Below are 19,885 nucleotides of genomic sequence, written 5' to 3' on the forward strand. Positions count from 1 at the left end.
CCAGGCGGAAGAAGGACGACCTCGAACAATCGGGTCGGATGGACGATCACGCTGCCGACCGCCCGACCCCGTCGCCATTCACGTTAGCGGAGTCGACGGCCCGCCAGATTGCGGGGTGCCGATCCCATCCGTCACTGGAGTTCTCCAGTTGCGCAGCGGTCGCGATCAGCCGCGCGTCGTCGCCGTACCGGCCGGTGAGCAGCACCCCGACGGGCAGGCCGTCGATCGTGACGCCCACCGGCAGGGAGACGGAGGGATCGCCGGTGACGTTGAAGATGGCGCAGTAGGGCGAGAACCGGCGTTGGCGGTCGAAGTCGGTGGCCGGGTCCGCGGCGGCGGCGAACCAGCCGACGGGCGCCTGCGGGGTGGCCAGCGTGGGACAGAGCAGCAGGTCGCACCCGGCGGTGCGGCGGGCGCCGAGGCGGACCTGCGCCTGCAACTCCCCGAGGGTGGCGGCCAGGGTGCCGGCGGAGACCTCGGCACCCCGGGCCCGCAACAGCCGGGTCAGGGGCAGCAGCTCCACCTCCCGCTGCGGCGGCACCGGGGCGAGCGCCAGCACGTACCAGAGGATCTCGAACAGCGGCCACGCCGCCGGCCCGAGCGGCGGCGGCACCTCGACCACCTCGTGACCGGCCGCCGTGAGCAGCGCGGCGGCCCGGTCCACGGCGGCCACACAGTCAGGGTGCACCGGTTCGTCGGCGAGCATCGGCGCGGTGAACCGGCCGATCCGCAGCGGGCCGGGCTCGGCGCGGCGCGCGACGGCCAGGTAGCCGCCGGGTGGCGCGGGCGGCGGCAGGTAGGGCTCGCCGGGCACCGGCACGGCCATGACGTCGAGCAGCGCGGCGACGTCGGTGACCGTCCGCCCGAGCGGGCCGCTGATGGGCAGGCCGAACGCGCCCGAGCCGATCGGCCCGCCGGAGACGAGGCCCCGGCTGGGTTTGTAGCCGACCAGGCCGCAGAGCGACGCCGGGATGCGCAGCGACCCGCCGCCGTCGGAACCCTGGGCGACCGGGACCAGCCCGGCCGCGACCGCCGCCGCCGCGCCGCCGCTGGAGCCGCCGGCGGTGTACGCCAGGTGCCACGGGTTACGGGCCGGCGGCGCGACCCGGCCCTCCGAGTAGAGCGAGCAGCCCAGCTCGGAGGTGGTGGTCTTGCCCACACTGACCAGACCGGCGGCCTTGATGAACCGGACCACGTCGGCGTCGACCGGTGGGACGAAGTCGAGGAAGGCGGCCGAGCCGAAGGTGGTGCGGACCCCGGCGGTGAGGGTGAGGTCCTTGATCGCGGTGGGCACCCCGTGCAGGGGGCCGCGCTCCTCGACCGGCACGGCGTCGGCGGCGCGGGCGGCCTGCCGGGCGAGGTCCGGTGTGACGGTGACGAACGCGCCCACGGTGTCGCCGAGCGCCGCCACCCGGGTCAGGGAGTGCTCGACCAGGTCGACGCTGGACAGCTCGCCGCGGGTCATCGCGGCGGCCTGCTCCAACGCGGTCAGGTCGTGCGGCTCGGCCATTCCGTCATCCTGCCGGCCGTCGGCCCTTCGCGCAGCCGACACGCGCGGACGACACCGCCCGCGGACCTGGGACGGTTTCCGTCAGCGGCGGGTGGAAACCGTCCAACGTCCACCCACGCCGGGACCCGGCGCGGTGCTCAGCCGTGCAGGAAGCGCAGGGCGTTGGCGGACAGGAGCTTGCCGCGTTGGTCGTCGGTGAGGAAGTCGGCCGCGCGGACCACCGCGCCGGCCGGCCGTTCGCCAAGCGGGTACGGGTAGTCGCTGCCGACCAGCACCCGGTCCTCCCCCAGCGTGTCGACCAGCAGGCGCAGGGCGGGCGGCGCGAAGACCACCGAGTCGACGCTGAACCGGTCGAGGTAGCTGCTGGGCGGGCCGGCCGACGCGCCCCGGACCAGGTCGCCACGGCGGTGCCAGGCGTTGTCCGCGCGGCCGAGCCAGAACGGGAAGCTGCCCCCGCCGTGCGCGAAGCAGATCCGCAGCGTTTCGGGCACCCGGTCGAAGACGCCGCCCAGGATCATCGCCAGCACCGACAGGTGCGTCTCGGCGGGCATTCCGGTGAGCCAACGGGCCATCCAGCGGTCCAGTCGCGGCCCGCCGGGCATGTCCCACGGGTGGACGAAGACGGGGGCACCCACCTCGGCGCAGTGTTGCAGGAAGGTGACCACGCCGGCGTCGTCCAGGTCCCGGTCGCCGACGTGGTTGCCGATCTCCACGCCGACGTGCCCGGCGGCGAGGCTGCGATCCAACTCGGCGCAGGCGGCGTCCGGGTCCTGAAGCGGCACCTGGCAGAACGGCACCAGTCGGTCGCCGCCGGCCGCGGTGACCTCCAGGGTCAGGTCGTTGAAGATCCGGGCGACCCGTACGGCCTGGTCGGCCGGACGGTCGTAGCTGAAGAAGACCGGGGTGGGTGAGACCACCTGCACGGCCACGCCGTCGGCGTCCATGTCGGCCAGTCGGCGCGACGCGTCCCAGCACTCGGCGCCGACCGGGCGGAACTCCGTCTCCCCCACCATGATCATGGCGGCGCGTTCGGAGTCGACCCGCAACCACGGCCAGCCGGACCCGCCGCACGCCGCGCCGAGGTCCGGCCAACCCTTCGGTACGACGTGCGTGTGCACGTCGACCACACCTGCGGGCATCAGCCCTTGCCCGGGTGCAGGGTGCCGCAGTTGGCGCAGGTGCGCGCCGCCTCGTCGGCGTAGAACGCCTGGAACACCGGGGGCAGGTCGGCGGCGATGTCGCGGACCTGCAACTCCACCTCGTGCACCTTGTCGCCGCACCCGGGGCAGTACCACTGGAACGTCTCCAGGGTGCCCTCCTCGCGGACCCGCTCGACGACCACGCCGATCGAGCCGGCCTCCGGCCGCTGCGGCGAGTGCGGCGTGTTGCGCGGCAGCATCCACATCTGGCCCTCGCGCACGTGCACCGTACGCGGCCCCTGCGGGGTGACCAGGTTGATGTGCATGTTGCCCTTGACCTGGTAGAAGAACTCCTCGTACGGGTCCACGTGGAAGTCGGTGCGCTGGTTCGGCCCGCCCACCACCATCACGATGAAGTCGTCCCCGCCCGGGAACATCTCCTTGTTGCCCACCGGGGGCTTCAACAGGTGCTGGTTGTCCGCGATCCAGCCCGGAAAGCTGAACGGCTCGGCGATCTCACTCACGACTGACCTCCCGAGGGAAGAAGGGCCACGGCCTGGATTTCGATGAGCAGGTGCGGATGCGGCAGCTGGTGCACCGCCACCGTCGTACGGGTCGGCCCGGACGCGTCGAAGAACTCGGCCCACACCTCGTTGTAACCGCCGAAGTCGTTCATGTTGACCAGGTAGGTCGTCACCTGCACCAGGTCGGTGAGGTCCGCGCCGACCGACCGCAGCAGGTCCCCCACGTTCTCGATGACCGCGCGCGTCTGCACCCGGATGTCCAGGTTGGTGGTGCCGAGTTCGTCGACCTCGACGCCGGCGAGGCTGTTGTCCGGCCGCCGCGACGACGTACCGGAGACGAAGACGAACCCACCCGCGACCTTGACGTGCGGAAAGGCTCCCCGCGGCACGGCCCTGCCGGGCACCACCCGAGCACCGTCAACACCCATGACGACCCACCCCAGGCACCGTCGTGCGAACCCCGACCGGGTCAGGGGTTCCGGGCAGCCCGCCCGGCGCAGGGATCAAGCCTGACCGCCCGGAGCCGGGCGGGCTGCCCGGAACCCCCACCGCGAGCACGACGAAGCTCACGACGAAGCCCGCAACGACGCCGTGCCGAGCTTCTCGACGACCGCACGGACGTGGGCGCCGGGACGCAGCGGCACCGCGGCGGTGGCGGCGCCGGCCAGGAAGACCCACCCGGACTCCAACCGCACCCCGTGCCGACCCGCCAGCCGGATGCCCTCGTCGAGCGCCCGGCGCGGGTCGCCGAGGATCGCCGCCGTCGAGCCGACCTGCGCCACCCGGCCGTCGACCTCCAGCAGCACGCCCAGGTTGTCCAGCCCCGCCGGCACCGGCGACCACGGCCCGATCACGAACGCGGCGGCCGAGGTGTTGTCCGCGATCACGTCCGGCAGCGAGAAACGGAAGTCCGCGTACCGGGAGTCGATCAGCTCGATGGCCGGGGCGACCGCGCGGACCGCCGTGGCGAAGTCACCGACCGGCTCGCCCGGCTCGGGCAGCCGGTCCAGCAGGAACGCCACCTCCGGCTCGACCCGGGGGTGGATGTACGCGGCCGGATCGACCACGCCACCGTCGGGCACCCGCATCGCGTTGGTGAGCCGCCCCCAGATCACCTCGTCCACGCCGACCTGGGCCATCTTCGCCCTGCTGGTCAGCCCCATCTTCAACCCGACCAACCGCTCACCGGCGTTCAGCCGGCGTTGCAGCAGCGCGGCCTGCACGGCGTACGCGGCGTCCACGTCGAGGCCGGTCTCGGCGGCGAGTTGCGGGATCGCGGTGGCCGTGTCGGCCGCCGCGCCCAACTTCTCGGCGATCCCCGCGATGTCCACGCCGATCATGCTGTGCCACCCTTCGGTCGCGACTGCGGGGCTCGCAGACCCGGCTCACTCCTCGCGTTCACAGCTCCTCCTGGTCGGCCAGGTCGAGTGCCACGTCCACGATCATGTCCTCCTGGCCGCCTACCATCCGGCGACGACCCAATTCGACGAGGATCGAACGCACGTCCACGCCGTAGCGCTCCGAGGCCCGCTCGGCGTGCCGCAGGAAGCTGGAGTAGACCCCGGCGAACCCCAGGGAGAGGGTTTCCCGGTCCACCTGCACCGGCCGGTCCTGCAACGGGCGGACCAGGTCGTCGGCCGCGTCCATCAGCGCGAACACGTCGCAGCCGTGCTTCCAGCCGTGCAGCTCGGCGACGGCGACGAAGACCTCGAGCGGGGCGTTGCCGGCGCCCGCGCCCATTCCGGCGAGGGAGGCGTCGACGCGGACGGTCCGGCCGTGGGGCGCGTCCGGGCCGACCGGCGCGGACCCGGTGACCCGGCCGTGCTCGACGGCGAGCACGCTGTTGGCCACCCCGAGCGACAGGTTGTGGTGGGCGTGGATGCCGATCTGCGTCTGCGGGGCGAGGACCTGCCGGTACGCGTCGACCCGCTGCGCCACGTCGGACATCAGCAGCCGACCGCCGGAGTCGGTGACGTAGACGCAGTGCGCCCCGTACGACTCCATGAGCTTGGCCTGCCCGGCGAGCCCGGCCGCGTCGAACATGTGCGACATCATCAGGAACCCGGCCACGTCCATGCCGTTCTCCCGGGCCCAGGAGATGTGCTGGGCGGAGATGTCCGCCTCGGTGCAGTGGGTGGCGATCCGGACGCTGGTCACCCCGAGCGCCTTCGCGGCCTTGAGGTCGGCGATCGTGCCGATGCCGGGCAGCAGCAGGGTGGTGAGCTTCGCGTTCGTCAGCACCTCGGCGGCTGCCGAGATCCACTCGGCGTCGCTGGCCGCGCCGTGGCCGTAGTTCACGCTGGAACCGGCCAGCCCGTCACCGTGCGCCACCTCGATGGCGGCCACCCCGGCGGCGTCCAGCGCGGCGGCGATGGTGCGGACGTGGTCGACGGTGTACTGGTGGGCGATGGCGTGCATGCCGTCGCGCAGCGTCACGTCCTGGATGTACAGGTCGGTCATGGCGCGGCCACCTCCGAAGAACGCAGGGCGACCAGCCGCTCCGCGGTACGCAGCGCGGCCGAGGTCATGATGTCCAGGTTCCCGGCGTACGCCGGCAGGTAGTGGCCCGCGCCGGAGACCTCCAGGAATACCGACACCTGCAACGCGGTGAGCCGCCGCCCGAGCGTCGGCAGGTACGCCCGCACCCGTTCGAACTGCACGTCCTGCTTGAGCCGGTAGCCGGGGACGTACTCCTGCACGGCCGCCACCATCTCGGCGACCGAGGCGGCGATGGCCTCGGTGTCGGCGTCGGCGTCCGGGCAGAGACAGTAGACGGTGTCGCGCATGAGCAGCGGCGGGTCCGCCGGGTTCAGCACGATGATCGCCTTGCCCCGCTCGGCTCCGCCGACCACCTCGATGGCCCGAGCCGTGGTCTCGGTGAACTCGTCGATGTTGGCCCGGGTGCCCGGCCCGGCGGACTTCGACGCGATCGACGCGACGATCTCCCCGTACGCCACCGGGGTGACCCGGCGGACCGCCGCGACGATCGGCACGGTCGCCTGCCCGCCGCAGGTCACCATGTTGACGTTCGGCTCGTGCAGGTGCTCGTCGAGGTTGACCGGCGGCACCACGTACGGGCCGAGTGCGGCGGGGGTCAGGTCGACCACCGTGCGACCGTGGGCGCGCAGCACCTCGTCGTGGTGTCGGTGCGCGCCGGCCGAGGTCGCGTCGAAGACCAGCTCGACGTCGGCGAACTCGGGCATCGCCACGAGCCCGTCCACCCCGTCGGCGGTGGTGGCCACGCCGAGCCGGCGAGCGCGCGCCAGGCCGTCGGAGGCCGGGTCGATGCCGGCCATCGCCACCATCCGCAGGCTGTCGCTCAGCCGCAACACCTTGATCATCAGGTCGGTCCCGATGTTTCCCGATCCCAGCACCGCCACGTTGGTGGTCACTCGCCGCCCCTGTCGCTGAAGGATGTGCGCACCGAGCCGAGGCCGGAGATCCGGGCCTCGTACGCGGCACCGGGGGTGACCGGCACCATCGGGCCGAGCGCCCCGGAGAGCACCACGTCCCCGGCGCGCAGCGGTTCACCGGCGCGGGCGAGGGTGCCGGCCAACCACTGCAGGGCGTGCAGCGGGTTGCCCAGGCAGGCGGCGCCCGCGCCCACCGAGACCGGCTCACCGGCGTGTTCCAGCACCATTCCGCACAGTCGCAGGTCGACGTCGCCGAGCCGGCGCGGGGTGGTGCCGAGCACGAAGAGCCCGCTGGAGGCGTTGTCCGCGACGGTGTCCACGATGGAGATGTCCCAGGCGGCGATCCGCGAGTCGACGATCTCGATCGCCGGCAGCACGTGGTCGACCGCGCGGATCAGGTCGACCGTGGTGAGCTGCGGGTTCGGGAGGTCCTTGTCGAGCACGAAGGCGATCTCCGCCTCGACGCGGGGCTGGAGCAGCCGGTCGATGGACACCTCGACCCCGTCGCCGACCGCCATGGCGTCGGTCAGCATGCCGAAGTCCGGCTGGAACACCCCGAAGGTCTCCTGGACGGCCCGGGAGGTCAGCCCGATCTTCGCGCCGACCCGGCGTTCGCCCCGGCCCTGCCAGGCCCGCGCCTGGAGCTGCTGCACCCGGTACGCGGACTCCACGTCCCCTTCCGGCAGCAGCCGGCCGCGCAGCGGCGGGCACGGCTTGCCGGTGCTGCGGGCGTCGGCCAGCTCCCGGTTGGCGGCCTCGATGTCGGCGTCCATGCCCGCTCCCTCGCTGCGGCTGATCACGACAGGTCCACGCAGACGTTGGTGAGTTCGGAGTAGAAGTTCAGCGAGTGCACGCCGCCCTCCCGACCGATGCCGGACGCCTTGACCCCGCCGAACGGGGTGCGCAGGTCACGCAGGAACCACGTGTTGACCCAGACGATCCCGGCGTCGAGCCGGGCGCCGGCCCGGTGGGCGACGCCCACGTCCCGCGTCCACACGGTCGCCGCCAGGCCGTACTCGGTGCCGTTGGCCAGGGCGTACGCCTCGTCCTCGGTGTCGAACGGGGCGACGTGCACCACCGGGCCGAAGACCTCCTCCCGGTTGGTGCGGGAGTCCGGGCCGAGCCCGGTGAGCACCGTCGGCTGCACGTACGACCCGCCGTCGCGGGCGTCGCCGAAGGTGGGCGTGCCGCCTCCGACGAGCACCTCGGCGCCCTCGGAGCGGGCCAGCTCGTACGCGCCGAGCACCTTGGCCCGGTGTTGCTGGGAGATCAGCGGCATGGTGGCGGTGGCCTCGTCGGTCGGCCAGCCGTACGCCAGCTCGCCGGCCCGCTTGGCCAGTCGGGCGGTGAACTCCTCGAAGACCGGGCGCTGCACGTAGATCCGTTCGGTGCAGAGGCACACCTGCCCACCGTTGGTGAAGCTGGACCGCACCGAGCCGGCCACCGCGGCGTCCAGGTCGGCGTCGGCGAAGACCAGGCCGGCGTTCTTGCCGCCGAGTTCGAAGCTCACCGCCTTCACCCCGTCGGCGGCGGCCCGCATGATCGCGCCGCCGGTGGCCGACTCGCCGGTGAAGGTGATCGCGTCGACCCCCGGGTGCCGGGTGAGGAACTCACCCGCCGAGTCCGGCCCGAACCCGTGCACCAGGTTGAACACCCCGGCCGGTACGCCGGCGGCGGCCATCACCTCGGCGAGCACCGTCGCCGAGGCGGGGGTCTCCTCGCTGGGCTTGACCACGACCGCGTTGCCGCAGGCCAGTGCCGGGGCCACCTTCCAGGTGAGCAGCAGCAGGGGCAGGTTCCACGGCACGATGACGGCGACCACGCCGACCGGTTTGCGCAACGCGTAGTTGAGGGCCCGGCCGCCGGTCGGGGTGACCGTCGTGAACGACTCGGTGGGCGCGGTCGCCACGATCTCCGCGAACGCCCGGAAGTTCGCCGCACCGCGCGGAATGTCCAGTGTGCGGGCCTGGGCGATGGACTTGCCGGTGTCGGCGACCTCGGCGGTGACCAGGTCGTCGAAGCGGCGCTCCAGCTCGTCGGCGACCCGGCGCAGCACCTCGGCGCGCTCGCGCTCCCCCATCCGGCCCCACGGCCCGCGCAGCGCCTCCCGGGCGGCGGCCACCGCGTCGTCCACCGTGGAACGCGACGCCTCGTCCACCTCGAAGACCTGCTCGCCGGTGACCGGGCTGGCCTTGGTGAACGTCGGTCCGCCGTCGACGAATTCGCCGGCGACGAAGTTGCGCAACCGCTGCGGGCCACCGGGCGCCTGGCCGGCCATCAGTCGCCGATCCCAGTTGCCGGTCATGCGCGCCTCCCTCGGCTCAGGCCCGCGCCGATCGCGCCGGCCAGCAGCAGCGCGGCCCCGCCGACGACCGCCCCGAGCACCCGGTGCTGGCGGCGCACCCGGCGGCGCACCTCGGCGTACGGGGTGGTGGAGAAGGACACCAGCTCGTACTGGGAAACGTACCGGCCGGGCAGGGCCCGTTCCAGTGCGTGCTCCACCCGCCGCCGGGTCTGGAAGACCGGGGAGGCGACCTTGTCCCGCATCTCCACGAAGTTGGTCAGCGCCATCGCCGCGATGGCCTCGGCGTTCTCCTGCCGACGTCGCTGGAAAAGCGGCAGCGCCGCCAGCCAGTCGTCGGCGCACTCGTCCAGGCAGCGGTCCAACTCCACCACGTCCTCGAACGCGCAGTTGGCGCCCTGGCCGTAGAACGGCACGATGGCGTGCGCCGCGTCGCCGAGCAGGCCGACCTTGCCGTTGACCTGCCAGGGGGCGCAGCGCACCGTGCCCAGCACGCCCACCGGGTTGTGCTGGTAGTCGTCGACCAGGTTCGGGGCCAACGGCACCACGTCCGGGTAGTGCTCGGTGAAGTGCCGTTCGATCTCCGCCGGGCCGGTCAGCGCGGCGAAGCTGCCGGCACCGTCGTTGGGCCAGAACAGCGTGCAGGTGAACGAGCGGTCCGGGTTGGGCAACGCGATCATCATCGAGGTGCCCCGGGGCCAGATGTGCAGGGCGTCCGGGTCCAGGGCGAAGTCCCCGCCCAGCGGCGGAATCGTCAGCTCCTTGTAGCCGTAGTCGAGGAAGTCGACGCTCTCCTCCAGCAGCCCGTACGCCAGCAGTTGCCCGCGCACCGCCGAACCGGCGCCGTCGGCGCCCAGCACGACCGACGCCTTGGCCGCGACCGGGCCCCGCGGGGTCTCGAAGCTCAGCGTGCCGTCGGTCGGGTCGAGCCCGACCAGCCGGTGGTCGAAGACGACCCGCACCCCGGGCAGCGCGGCGGCCTCGTCCAGCAGGGCGTTGTTCAGCGCGCCCCGGCTGATCGAGTTGATGGCCCGGTCGCCGGCCGCGCTGTACGACTGGAACTGCTGCTCCCCCTCGACCGGGTGGATCATCCGGCCGCGCATCGGCAGCGCGTCGGTCATCACCTGCTCGGCCAGCCCGATCCGGCGCAACGCGTCCAGGCCGCGCTCGGAGAGCGCCAGGTTGATCGAGCGACCGCGCTCGGCCGTGCCGGCGCGCGGGTCGGACCGGCGCTCGTAGAGGGCCACCGGGTAGCCGCGCCGGGCCAGGAAGCAGGCCGCCAGACAGCCGGCCAACCCGGCGCCGATGATCGCGATCTCGTCGCGTCGCACCGTCATGAGGACTCCTGCCCGACCGTCGCCGCCAGCGCCGCCGCCGCCCGCCAGCAGTCGAGGTACGTCGAGTACAACGGCACCGGGGCGAACCGGACCACGTCCGGTTCGCGGGCGTCGGCGATGACACCGTGTTCGTACCGTAGGCGTTTGGTCAGCTCGGCGGCGCTGCCGGCACCGATCCGCACGGACAGCTGGCAGCCCCGGCGGGCCGGGTCGCGGGGGGTGACCACCCGCAGCGGCCGGCCGACGGTCACCTCGTCGAACAGCGACTCCAGCCAGCCGGTGAGGCGCTGGCTGCGCGCCCGCAGCGCGGTCATCCCGACCGTGTCGAACAGCTCCAGCGAGGTACGCACCGGGCCCATCGCGAAGATCGGCGGGTTGGAGACCTGCCAGGCCTCCACCGTGGCCGGTGGCCGGGACACCGGGTTCATCTCGAACCGGGTCGCCGCCGCGGTGCTCCACCACCCCTCGAAGCGGGGCAGGCTCTCGTCGCCGAGGTGCCGCTCGTGCACGAAGACGCCGGCCAGGGCGCCCGGCCCGGAGTTCAGGTACTTGTAGGAGCACCACGCGGCGAAGTCGATGTCCCAGTCGTGCAGGGCCAGCGGCACGTTGCCGACCGCGTGGGCCAGGTCCCAACCGACCACCGCGCCGGCGGCCCGACCGGCCGCCGTGATCGCCGGGATGTCCAGCAGCTCGCCGGTGAGGTAGTTGACCCCGCCGAGCAGCAGCAACGCCACCCGGTCGCCCTCGGCGGCCAGGTAGTCGGTCACGTCCTCGGTGCGCAGGGCGTCCTCGCCCGCGCGCGGACGCAGTCGGATCACTGTGTCGTCCGGGTCCAGGCCGTGGAACCGCGCCTGGCTGCGCACGGCGTAGCTGTCCGAGGGGAACGCGGAGTCCTCGATGACGATGCGGGTGCGCGCGCCGGCCGGGCGGTAGAAGCTCACCATCAGCAGGTGCAGGTTGACCGTGAGCGAGTTCATCACCACGGTCTCCGCGGGGCGGGCGCCGACCAGTCGCGCGGCCGGCGCGGTCAACAGCTCGTGGTACGGCAGCCAGGCGCGCTCGGCCTCCAGGTGGCCCTCGACGCCGAGCCGCCCCCAGGCGTCCAGGTCGGCCAGGAGTTCGTCGCGGGTGGCCCGGGGTTGCAGGCCGAGGGAGTTGCCGGCCAGGTACGCCGACTCGGGGTGGTCGCCGCCGTCGGCCGGCGGCACGTGGAACAGGTGCCGGTGGCCCGGGTCGGCCTCGTCGAGGCGGTGGGCTTCTTGAGCAGGGGTGCGCATGTCTCGCTCTCCGGTCACATCGCGGTGCGGGCCGACCACAGCTCCGGGAAGACCACCCGGGCCATGCTGCGTTGCAGCCAGGCCAGGCCGGCGGACCCTCCGCTGCCGACCTTGGCGCCCATCGTCCGCTGCACCGCCTTGACGTGGTTCCACCGCCAGTCGCCGAACTCCTCGGCGACCGCGCTCAACGCCTCGCCGAGCAGCCGGAGGTGGTTGTCCGGGCCGGCGTCGTCGTAGATGCGTACCCAGGCCGCCTCGACCAGCGGCTGCGGCTCGTGTTCGACGGCCACGTCCCGGGCGAGCAGGTCGGCGGGGAGGTCGAAGCCGTGCCGGGCCAGCAACGCGAGCACGTCGTCCCAGAGGCTCGGGGTCGCCAGCGCGGCGGTCAGCGCGGCGTGCACCTCGGTCTGCCGGCGGAACGGGCGGATCAGCGTCTGGTCGCGCAGCCCGAGCAGGAACTCCAACTGCCGGTACATGGCCGACTGGAAGCCGGAGCCTTCGCCGAGCAGGTTGCGGAACCGGTTGAAGTCCGCCGGGCTCATCCAGCGCAGGCCCTGCCAGGCGGCGTTGAGCCCCTCCAGGTGCAGCTTGGCCCGGCCCAGCGGGGCCAGCGCCTCCCAGACCTGGTCGGCGCGGATCAGCCGTTGGGTCTCCCGCAGCTCGTGGCAGGTCAGCCCGAAGTACAGCTCCATGATCTGGCTGACCATCAGGAAGGACATCTCGCCCGGGTCGCTGCTCAGTGGCTGCTGCAGCTGGTGCAGGGTGCTGGCCTGCACGTACGCGTCGTACGGCACCCGCTCGGCGAACTCCAGCGTCGGCTCGCCACCGTTGCGCGCGGCGCGGGCGGCCCGCTGCCGCGGGGTCACCGGTCGTACCGAGGCAGGGCGGTTCGGCGCCTGCCGGCCCGTCTGATCCACCATCTGTCTCCCTCCCCTGACTGGCGACGTCATGATCTCGCGGTCGGATCGGCCTGCGGAATGCCGGATCAACGGCTCTGGTCGCCTTCTCCTGCCAAACCAAAGGCAACTAGGCGAGGTTGGTTCACGAAAGTAAGGTCTGAGCGTGGACGACATGGACTGGGCGCTGCTGCGCGAGTTGCAGGCCGACGCGCGGCTGTCCTTCAGCGAGTTGTCCCGCCGGGTGCACCTGTCCCCACCAGCGGTCGCCGAGCGGGTCCGCCGCCTCGAGGAGACCGGCGTGATCACCGGTTACCACGCCCACGTCGACCTGACCCGCGCCGGCCGTACGGTGGTCGCCCTGATCCGGATGTCCTGCTACGGCGCGCGCTGCATCCTGCACGACCCCGAGGTGTCCGGCTGGCCGGAGATCCTGGAGATCCACCGGATCACCGGTGACGCGTGCAGCATGCTGAAGGTGGCCGCCGGCTCGATCGGAGACTTCGAGGCGGTGATCGACCGACTCGCCCCGTACGGCCAGCCGTCGAGCACCATGGTCCTGTCCTCCCCCCTCCCCTGGCACCCCATCACCCCCCACCCCTGACCCACCCCCACCCTCCCCACCCCACCCCACCCCCACCCCGCCCCCGGGGTCGATCATGGAGTTGTGGTGGGTAGATGGTGGTGGGATGCACCTTTCGCGGGGCACCACAACTCCATGATCGACGCCGGTCGGGGGCGGGGGGCGGGGGCGGGGCGGGGTGGGGCGGGGTCGGGGTTTGTCGTTGGGGTGGGGGGAAAGCAGCGCGCGTGCCCAGGGGAGGGTTCCGGCGGTCGTCGCCGGTTGGGGGGAAATCATGCAGCGAATCCGCACGATCAACCGCGCGCTCTCGTCCGTACTGACACTGCTGGCGCTGGTCGGGGCGTTCGTCCTGTTGTCGGCCGCACCGGCACGGGCCGGCGAGAACACCTTCGTCGAGGTGACACCGAACAGCGCCCAGGCCGGCAGCCGGGTCTCCATCAAAGCGAGCTGCGACAACGACAACAACAACCGCCAGTCCAGCGTGCACTCCGACGCGTTCGGGAACGTGATGCTCAGACCGGACAGGGGGTTCCTGACCGGACAGGTCACCATTCCCGGCGACAAGCCGGCCGGCAACTATGCGGTCGACCTGCGCTGTGACAACGGCCAGACGGCCTCGACCACGTTGACCGTGCTGAACATGGCCTCACCCAGCAAGGGGCCGGCGACCGGGGGCGGCGGAATGGCCGGCGGTCACCGCACCGGCTCGCTGCTGGTGCTCGGCGGCGTGGCGCTGGTGGCCACCGCCATCATGCTGGGCATGGCCGGCGGTCGACGTCGACCGGGAGCCGGCTCCTGAGCCGGATCACCCATGACCCGCAGATCCGCGCGTGCGCGGCGGGATCGCCGCGCCCGCTTCCGGGCCGGGCCGGCGCTGCGCGCGTCCGGCCGGCTGGTGGCCCGCGTGTCCGGGCGGCTGCGCCGGGTCGCCGGGCAGGCCGTCTCGGCCAGCGTCGCCACCACCGATCCGGCCGCCCGCCCGCTGCCGCCGAGGCGTTCGGGCGGGTCACCGTCGGCCCGACGCCGTTTCGGTACGAGCCCGGGGCTGCCGGTGCTGGCCATCGCCGCGCTGATGGTGTTGATCGTGACGATGCTCGGCGTCGAGCAGGTGACCGGAATGACCCTGCTACCGGACCGGCTCAGCGCCGGCCTGCGCCCGCCGCCGAAGAAGTTCCCGGTGCTGCCGGCCAGCCATCCGACCAGTCTCGCCATCGACAAGATCGACGTGCGGGCGCCCGTGCACGACGTGGGGATCGCCCCGGACGGCACGATCGCCGTACCGGACGTGGCCCGCGCCCAGGAGGCCGGCTGGTACGACCAGGGGCCCACCCCGGGCCAGTACGGCCCAGCCGTGATCGTCGGGCACGTCGACACCACCACCGGGCCGGCCGTCTTCCACAAACTCCGCGAACTGCGCCCCGGTGACCAGATCGAGGTCACCCGCACCGACCAGCGGGTGGCGATCTTCGAGGTGAACTCGGTGGAGAAGTTCGACAAGGGGCGACTGCCGGTGGACGAGCTGTACGGCGACTTCAGCCGCCCGAGCCTCCGACTGATCACCTGCGGCGGCCAATGGGTCGGCGGCGAGACCGGCTACTCGGACAACGTGGTGGTCTTCGCCTCGTTGGTCAAGGCCCGCCCCGGTTGAGCGCAGGTGTCGACGTACTCGGCGAGCCGGGCGGCTCCGGTGAGCATGGCCCGTCCGCGCTCGGTGAGCCGTTGCCGCCACTGGCGCAGGGACGCGGCGAGCGGTTCGGCACCCCCCGCGTCGCGCACCTGACGCAGCACACCGGCGATGTGGTCGAGTCGGTACCCACCGCGACGCAACAGGTGGGCGAGCTCGGCGTCGCGGACGTCGTCCGGCGAGTAGACCCGGTGGCGGGTCGCCGGATCGCGTGCCGGTCGCAGCACCCCGGCCCGCTCCCACTTGCGCAGCGTCGCCGGCCGTAGACCGAGCCGGTGGGCCAACACGCTGACCGGCACCGCTGTTCGACCCGGTGGTTGCGGCCTCGCTCCGGTGAGCGTCGCCACCGCCGCCTCGACCGCGTCCAGGGTCTCCCGATCGCGCTGGAGCAGGGCGTGGCCCTGGTCGATGGTGCGCAGCGCCGCGTCGATCTCACCCCGGTTGACGGCCCGCATGATCTCGCCGCTGGCGGGATAGCCGTAACCCGTGATCAACGCGAGGTAGGCACTCAGCGCCTTGGCGTGCGCCTCGGTGAAGCGGCGATAGCCGTTCGGGGTGCGCGGGGCCGGCGGCAGGACGCCGTCTCGTTCGTAGTTACGCACGGCCTGCGCGGACAGGCCGTGGGCGCGCGCGAGGTCGACCGGTCGGCGTACCCCCGGGTTTGAAGGTTTTCGGGTTGTCACCGTGCTCCGTCGCTCGTAGGTCTCAACCGCGAGTTCAACGATACGGTTCATGGAATGCCACCTCTTCTCGACCTGCTCACGGTCACTCCGGACCTACTGGCCCTCGGCGAACCGACCCATGGTGAGTCCGCCTTCCTCCAGCTCCGCAACGAGGCGTTCATGACGCTTGCCGAGCACGGCTACCGGTCCATCGCGCTGGAGAGCGACCGGGCGGCAGGGTTGATCGCCGACGAGTTCGTGCAGGGCGGCGCGGTGCCGCTCGACCGTGCGCTCACCGAAGGGTTCAGCCACGGGTTCGGCGCGGCCCCGGCCAACCGTGACCTCCTGCTCCGGATGCGCGAGTGGAACGCCGGACGGCCGATCGCCGACCGCCTGACGTTCCACGGCTTCGACGCGCCGGTGGAGCTCGAGAGCGCCCCGAGTCCGCGCCGCCATCTCCACCAGGTCTGCCACTTCCTCGGCCTGGACCGGTCCGCCGAGATCGACGACCTGGTCGGGGACGAGGCGCGCTGGAGTGACCCGGCCGCGATCTGGGAGCCGGGCCGGTCGGTCGGGCTCACCACCGACGCCCAGCGGCTGCGGGTGGTCGCCGACGACCTGCTGACCGAGTTGTACCTGCGGGCGCCCTGGAAGTCGGCGGGCTGGCCGGCGGCGTTCGTGCACGCCACGTCCGCGGTCGCGTTGCTGCGCTACCACGCCGCGGCGGCCGCCCCGCTGGCGCGGCAGCAACGCTTCGCCCGCCTGGCCGGTGTCCGGGACGCGCTGATGGCCGAGAACCTGCTCGCGATCCGGGCGGTCGAGGCGCATCGCGGACCCACGCTGGCCTTCGCGCACAACACGCACCTCCAACGCCACCCGAGCACGATGACGATGGACGGCACGGAGGTGTCGTGGGCCGGCGCCGGCGCGATCGTCGCGGCGCTGCTGGGCGACCGGTACGCGGTGGTCGTCGGTAGCCTCGGCGCGAGCCCGGCGCTCGGCATCGGGGAGCCCGCGACGTCGACCTACGAGGGCAGACTCCAGCAGGAGACCCGCGTTCCCCGGTACCTGCCGGCGTCCGACATCGCCGCAGCCGAGCAGCGGACGCACGACTACCGCTACTTCCCGCTCAACCAGGCCACGATCGACCACGCCGACGTGGTCCTGCACATCCCGACCGGTGTCGACGCGACCGTACTCGCCGACCGGATCGTCGCGCTGCCGGGCGTCGAGCAGGTCGTGGCGAGCGAGGAGACCGGATCACCCGAGGCGGCCCGGGGCGACCGGTTCTTCTACGTCGGCCCGGACCGCCGCCAGCCGTTCGCCACCATCGTCGAGCACGACGTGCCCGGCTTCGACGAGGCCGGGCAGCTTGACCGCCCCGGGGTCTTCCGCCTCAACCTGGACCTGGGCCGGGCCGAGTTCGAGCGACAGTTCGGCTTCCCGCCGAAGGCGTTCGAGGAGCACCGGCACGAGTTCGACTTCGCCCGGCTGGACACCCTCATGCCGCACCCGGGCTACGCGCTGTACGGCTTCGGCAGCATCGTCATGCCCGGTCCGCAGCTGCTACCCGAGATCGACCGGCTACTGGCCGTCGCGCACGGCCGCGCGGTCGACCGGCACGAGCGTGCGGCGCGCCGGACAACCCACCCGCAATCCGGAGCCTGACCGCCCCGTCGGACTCAGGCGGCTGCTTCGGGCTCCCGCAGGTCGAGCCAGTCCGCCCAGCGGGGGTCCGGGGCGCGGTGCCCGAGCACCCGCCAGGCGGTGCCCTTCGGCGCGGCCGGCAGCGCGTGTAACCGCCACCCCATCTCGGCCGGCGTCTTGTCGCCCTTCGTGTGGTTGCACCGCGCACACGCAGCGACCACGTTCTCCCAGGCGTGCCGGCCACCCCGGCTGCGCGGAAAAACGTGGTCGATGGTCTCGGCCGGGCCCCGGCAGTAGGCACACCGCCACCCGTCCCGCGCGAAGATCGCCCGCCGGGACAGCCCGACATGTGTTCGGTACGGCACCCGGACGAAGCGGGTCAGCCGGACCACGGAGGGCACCGGCAGCGCGTCCCGGGCGCTGTGCAGGATGCCGTCACCGTCGGCGACGCAGACCGCCTTGGCGGAGAGGACGAGGATGGCGGCGCGACGCACCGACACGACACACAGCGGCTCGTAGGTGGCGTTGAGGACCAACGCGCCGGAGCCCACCGTGGGTCGTATGTCAGGCATCGCGCTCACCCTCCCGGTTCAGCGGCTGCTGCGGACCGCCGTCGACCGGGGCCGGGCACGAGGGCCCACACGGTCGACGCCGGGCCGATCACCGACGTCCGTTGCGCCAATAGTCCCTGATCGGACCCCGGATTGCACGTACTAATCCCGCATGGGGTATGAGGATCATCCGCAATCGGACGGATCGCTGTTCCGGCCTGGCCGAACCCGCCGTTGCCGCGTGGTGGTCGATCACCATCGCCGGCCTCGGCGCGGCGGTCAGCAGCGGTTACCGGTGACGGCAGGGGTGCAGCAGGCGTCCTCGGTGACCTTCTCCAGCTGGTCGGAGTCGGCCTTGACGGTGTAGACCTCCCAGGGCTCGCTGCCCGGACCGCGTACCCACACCTTGTCCTGGAGCGCGTAGCAACACTCGGTGCCGCTCTCCTCCAGTGTGATCAGACCGGCGTCGGCGAGGCGGCTGGTGGCGGCGTTGACGTCGTCGGTGCTGAACACCTCGACACCCAGGTGGTCCAGCACGGTGGGCTGGGCGGGCTCACCTTCGAGCAGGACGAGCTTCAGCGGCGGGTTCTCCAGCGCGAAGTTGGCGTAGCCGGGGCGGCGCTTGGCCGGCTCGACGCCGAACAGCTTGGTGTAGAAGGTGACGGAGCCTTCGAGGTCGGACACGCGTAGGGCGAGCTGGACACGGGACATGACTCTCCTTGGTCGCGGCGCGGCAGGACCGCCCGCTCTTGTCTAGATGGTTTTCGAATCAGGCCCCACGTTGCACCTTGTTTTGAAAGCTGTCAACCTAGAGGAATGTCGAAACAAGCTCTGCCGGTGGTGGACCCGGACAGGGTCGCCTGCTGCGCCCCGATCGCGGCTCGTCCGATGGACGCCGAACAGGCGGCAGCGGTGGCGCCCATGTTCAAGGCCCTGGGCGACCCGGTCCGGCTGCGGCTGATGTCGATGATCGCTTCGGTGCCGGAGATGTGCGTCTGCGATCTGACCCCGGCGTTCGACCTGTCCGGGCCGACCATCTCCCATCACCTGAAGGTTCTGCGCGAGGCGGGTCTGGTCGACTCCGAGCGGCGCGGCACCTGGGTCTGGTACCAGGCGCGCCCGGACGCCCTCCGGCAACTCGGCGCGCTGCTGGACCTTCCCGGCCCCTCCGCACCGGTCAGCCCGTGAGCCCGCTGGTCCGTCGTGCATCGGCGGAGTTCGCCGGTACGGCGATGCTCGTCGCCGCCGTCGTCGGTTCCGGGATCGCCGCCGTCCGCCTCTCCCCCACCGATGCCGGGCTCCAGCTCCTGGAGAACGCGATCGCCACCGCGCTGGCGCTCGGCGCGTTGATCCTGATGTTCGGACCGGTGTCGGGCGCGCACCTCAACCCGGTCGTCTCGGTCGTCGACTGGTGGCTCGGCCGGCGCGCCGGCACCGGGCTGACCGCTCGGGATCTCGCCGCCTACGTCCCCGCCCAGGTGTGCGGTGCCGTCTGCGGGGCCGTTCTGGCCAACCTGATGTTCGGGCTACCCGCCACCTCGTGGTCCCAGACCCGCCGCGCCGGCGGGCACCTGTGGCTGGCCGAGGTCGTCGCCACCGCCGGCCTGGTCTTCCTGGTCTTCGCCCTCGCCCGCACCGGCCGCCACGGTGCGGCCCCGGCCGCCGTGGGCGCCTACATCGGCGCCGCCTACTGGTTCACCTCGTCCACATCGTTCGCGAACCCCGCCGTCACCATCGGCCGCGCCGTCACCGACACCTTCGCCGGCATCGCCCCGACCTCGGTGCCCGGCTACGTCGGCGCTCAACTCGTCGGCGGTCTGGTCGCCGTCGCCGCGCTCGCCGCCTGGTACCCCGACGCCCGGCAGACCGCCGACGCCGCGCCCCAGCTCACCCCGGAGACAGCAGCTCGATGACCGAGAAACCCAGCGTCCTCTTCGTCTGCGTCCACAACGCCGGTCGCTCGCAGATGGCGGCCGGTTGGCTCCGGCACCTCGCCGCCGACACGGTCGAGGTCCGCTCGGCCGGCAGCGAACCCGCCGACCAGATCAACCCCGTCGCCGTCGAGGCCATGCGTGAGGTCGGTATCGACATCACCGACCAGGTCCCGGCCCGGCTCAGCTGGGACGCCGCCCAGGGCAGTGACGTCATCATCACCATGGGCTGCGGCGACGCCTGCCCGGTCTTCCCCGGCAAACGCTACGAGGACTGGAAGCTCGTCGATCCCGCCGGTCAGTCGCTCGACGTCGTCCGCCAGGTCCGCGACGACATCAGGGGCCGGGTCGTCGACCTGCTCGCCAGCATCCGACCGGTCCGCTGACCCACCCGGCTCGCCGACAGCGGCGGGCCGTCGAACGGGACCG

At 72.5% G+C, this 19,885-nt stretch carries 22 protein-coding genes; 7 read left to right on the forward strand and 15 right to left on the reverse strand.

Annotated features, from left to right (window positions below; translation table 11 throughout):
* Window positions 1-46 precede the first annotated feature (46 nt).
* The 12 genes from AB0J33_RS26285 to AB0J33_RS26340 form a co-directional block, all read right to left on the reverse strand.
* A complete protein-coding gene (locus tag AB0J33_RS26285) occupies window positions 47-1,510 on the reverse strand; it encodes an amidase (RefSeq protein ID WP_363616948.1) in 1,464 nt (487 codons plus the stop codon).
* A 137-nt stretch (window positions 1,511-1,647) separates the two neighbouring features.
* Complete coding sequence (locus tag AB0J33_RS26290; protein WP_363616950.1) at window positions 1,648-2,649, reverse strand: amidohydrolase family protein; 1,002 nt, start codon at window positions 2,647-2,649, stop codon at window positions 1,648-1,650.
* The gene (locus AB0J33_RS26295; protein ID WP_363616952.1) at window positions 2,649-3,173 is read right to left on the reverse strand and encodes a 3-hydroxyanthranilate 3,4-dioxygenase; all 525 of its coding nucleotides are present in this window, start codon (window positions 3,171-3,173) and stop codon (window positions 2,649-2,651) included. Before AB0J33_RS26295 ends, AB0J33_RS26290 begins: the two co-directional genes overlap by 1 nt.
* Window positions 3,170-3,601 carry a RidA family protein gene (locus tag AB0J33_RS26300; RefSeq protein ID WP_363616954.1) on the reverse strand — a complete coding sequence of 144 codons (432 nt, stop codon included), beginning with the start codon at window positions 3,599-3,601 and terminating at the stop codon, window positions 3,170-3,172. Before AB0J33_RS26300 ends, AB0J33_RS26295 begins: the two co-directional genes overlap by 4 nt.
* Window positions 3,602-3,739: 138 nt before the next feature.
* Window positions 3,740-4,513 (reverse strand): fumarylacetoacetate hydrolase family protein, encoded by a 774-nt coding sequence (locus AB0J33_RS26305; protein ID WP_363616956.1) that lies wholly within the window; start codon window positions 4,511-4,513, stop codon window positions 3,740-3,742.
* 58 nt (window positions 4,514-4,571) lie between these two features.
* On the reverse strand, window positions 4,572-5,633 hold the full coding sequence (dmpG, locus tag AB0J33_RS26310; protein ID WP_363616958.1) for a 4-hydroxy-2-oxovalerate aldolase: 1,062 nt from the start codon (window positions 5,631-5,633) through the stop codon (window positions 4,572-4,574).
* Complete coding sequence (locus tag AB0J33_RS26315) at window positions 5,630-6,565, reverse strand: acetaldehyde dehydrogenase (acetylating) (RefSeq protein WP_363616960.1); 936 nt, start codon at window positions 6,563-6,565, stop codon at window positions 5,630-5,632. Before AB0J33_RS26315 ends, dmpG begins: the two co-directional genes overlap by 4 nt.
* Entirely contained in the window at window positions 6,562-7,359 is a 798-nt protein-coding gene (locus AB0J33_RS26320) for a fumarylacetoacetate hydrolase family protein (protein ID WP_363616962.1), read from the reverse strand. Before AB0J33_RS26320 ends, AB0J33_RS26315 begins: the two co-directional genes overlap by 4 nt.
* A 23-nt stretch (window positions 7,360-7,382) precedes the next feature.
* Window positions 7,383-8,864 (reverse strand): 2-hydroxymuconic semialdehyde dehydrogenase, encoded by a 1,482-nt coding sequence (locus AB0J33_RS26325; RefSeq protein ID WP_363617102.1) that lies wholly within the window; start codon window positions 8,862-8,864, stop codon window positions 7,383-7,385.
* Between the two features lie 23 nt (window positions 8,865-8,887).
* Window positions 8,888-10,225 (reverse strand): NAD(P)/FAD-dependent oxidoreductase, encoded by a 1,338-nt coding sequence (locus AB0J33_RS26330; RefSeq protein ID WP_363616964.1) that lies wholly within the window; start codon window positions 10,223-10,225, stop codon window positions 8,888-8,890.
* On the reverse strand, window positions 10,222-11,502 hold the full coding sequence (gene kynU / locus AB0J33_RS26335) for a kynureninase (protein ID WP_363616966.1): 1,281 nt from the start codon (window positions 11,500-11,502) through the stop codon (window positions 10,222-10,224). The genes AB0J33_RS26330 and kynU overlap by 4 nt, the downstream gene beginning before the upstream one ends.
* Before the next feature lie 14 nt (window positions 11,503-11,516).
* On the reverse strand, window positions 11,517-12,419 hold the full coding sequence (locus AB0J33_RS26340) for a tryptophan 2,3-dioxygenase family protein (protein WP_363617104.1): 903 nt from the start codon (window positions 12,417-12,419) through the stop codon (window positions 11,517-11,519).
* Window positions 12,420-12,564: 145 nt separating this feature from the next.
* Between AB0J33_RS26340 and AB0J33_RS26345 the strand changes: the two genes are divergently transcribed.
* The 3 genes from AB0J33_RS26345 (at window position 12,565) to AB0J33_RS26355 (ending at window position 14,629) form a co-directional block, all read left to right on the forward strand.
* Window positions 12,565-13,002 carry an Lrp/AsnC family transcriptional regulator gene (locus AB0J33_RS26345; protein WP_363616968.1) on the forward strand — a complete coding sequence of 146 codons (438 nt, stop codon included), beginning with the start codon at window positions 12,565-12,567 and terminating at the stop codon, window positions 13,000-13,002.
* Between the two features lie 253 nt (window positions 13,003-13,255).
* Window positions 13,256-13,780: a hypothetical protein gene (locus AB0J33_RS26350; RefSeq protein ID WP_363616970.1), complete on the forward strand. Its 525-nt coding sequence runs from the start codon at window positions 13,256-13,258 to the stop codon at window positions 13,778-13,780.
* 75 nt (window positions 13,781-13,855) lie between these two features.
* On the forward strand, window positions 13,856-14,629 hold the full coding sequence (locus AB0J33_RS26355; RefSeq protein WP_363617106.1) for a class F sortase: 774 nt from the start codon (window positions 13,856-13,858) through the stop codon (window positions 14,627-14,629).
* Here the strand turns inward: AB0J33_RS26355 and AB0J33_RS26360 are convergent.
* Window positions 14,575-15,399, reverse strand: coding sequence for a MerR family transcriptional regulator (locus tag AB0J33_RS26360; RefSeq protein ID WP_363616972.1), 825 nt, complete (start codon window positions 15,397-15,399; stop codon window positions 14,575-14,577). The two genes, AB0J33_RS26355 and AB0J33_RS26360, sit on opposite strands and share 55 nt — an antisense overlap.
* 3 nt (window positions 15,400-15,402) lie before the next feature.
* Between AB0J33_RS26360 and AB0J33_RS26365 the strand changes: the two genes are divergently transcribed.
* Complete coding sequence (locus AB0J33_RS26365; protein WP_363616974.1) at window positions 15,403-16,995, forward strand: DUF6194 family protein; 1,593 nt, start codon at window positions 15,403-15,405, stop codon at window positions 16,993-16,995.
* 14 nt (window positions 16,996-17,009) lie between these two features.
* Here the strand turns inward: AB0J33_RS26365 and AB0J33_RS26370 are convergent, their stop codons facing one another.
* Both AB0J33_RS26370 and AB0J33_RS26375 read right to left on the reverse strand, forming a co-directional pair.
* Window positions 17,010-17,546: an HNH endonuclease gene (locus tag AB0J33_RS26370; RefSeq protein ID WP_030333470.1), complete on the reverse strand. Its 537-nt coding sequence runs from the start codon at window positions 17,544-17,546 to the stop codon at window positions 17,010-17,012.
* A gap of 258 nt (window positions 17,547-17,804) precedes the next feature.
* Window positions 17,805-18,236, reverse strand: coding sequence for an ArsI/CadI family heavy metal resistance metalloenzyme (locus tag AB0J33_RS26375; RefSeq protein WP_363616977.1), 432 nt, complete (start codon window positions 18,234-18,236; stop codon window positions 17,805-17,807).
* A 105-nt stretch (window positions 18,237-18,341) separates the two neighbouring features.
* On the opposite strand from AB0J33_RS26375, the gene AB0J33_RS26380 reads away from it, so the two are divergent.
* Genes AB0J33_RS26380 through AB0J33_RS26390 form a run of 3 tightly spaced genes read left to right on the forward strand, consistent with a single transcriptional unit; the run spans window position 18,342 to window position 19,842 of the window.
* A complete protein-coding gene (locus tag AB0J33_RS26380) occupies window positions 18,342-18,713 on the forward strand; it encodes a metalloregulator ArsR/SmtB family transcription factor (protein ID WP_363616979.1) in 372 nt (123 codons plus the stop codon).
* Window positions 18,710-19,438, forward strand: coding sequence for an MIP/aquaporin family protein (locus tag AB0J33_RS26385; protein WP_363616981.1), 729 nt, complete (start codon window positions 18,710-18,712; stop codon window positions 19,436-19,438). The genes AB0J33_RS26380 and AB0J33_RS26385 overlap by 4 nt, the downstream gene beginning before the upstream one ends.
* Window positions 19,435-19,842 (forward strand): arsenate reductase ArsC, encoded by a 408-nt coding sequence (locus AB0J33_RS26390; protein ID WP_363616983.1) that lies wholly within the window; start codon window positions 19,435-19,437, stop codon window positions 19,840-19,842. Before AB0J33_RS26385 ends, AB0J33_RS26390 begins: the two co-directional genes overlap by 4 nt.
* Window positions 19,843-19,885: the final 43 nt, after the last annotated feature.

The sequence above is a fragment of the Micromonospora sp. NPDC049645 genome (assembly GCF_040675155.1).
GTDB lineage: Bacteria > Actinomycetota > Actinomycetes > Mycobacteriales > Micromonosporaceae > Micromonospora.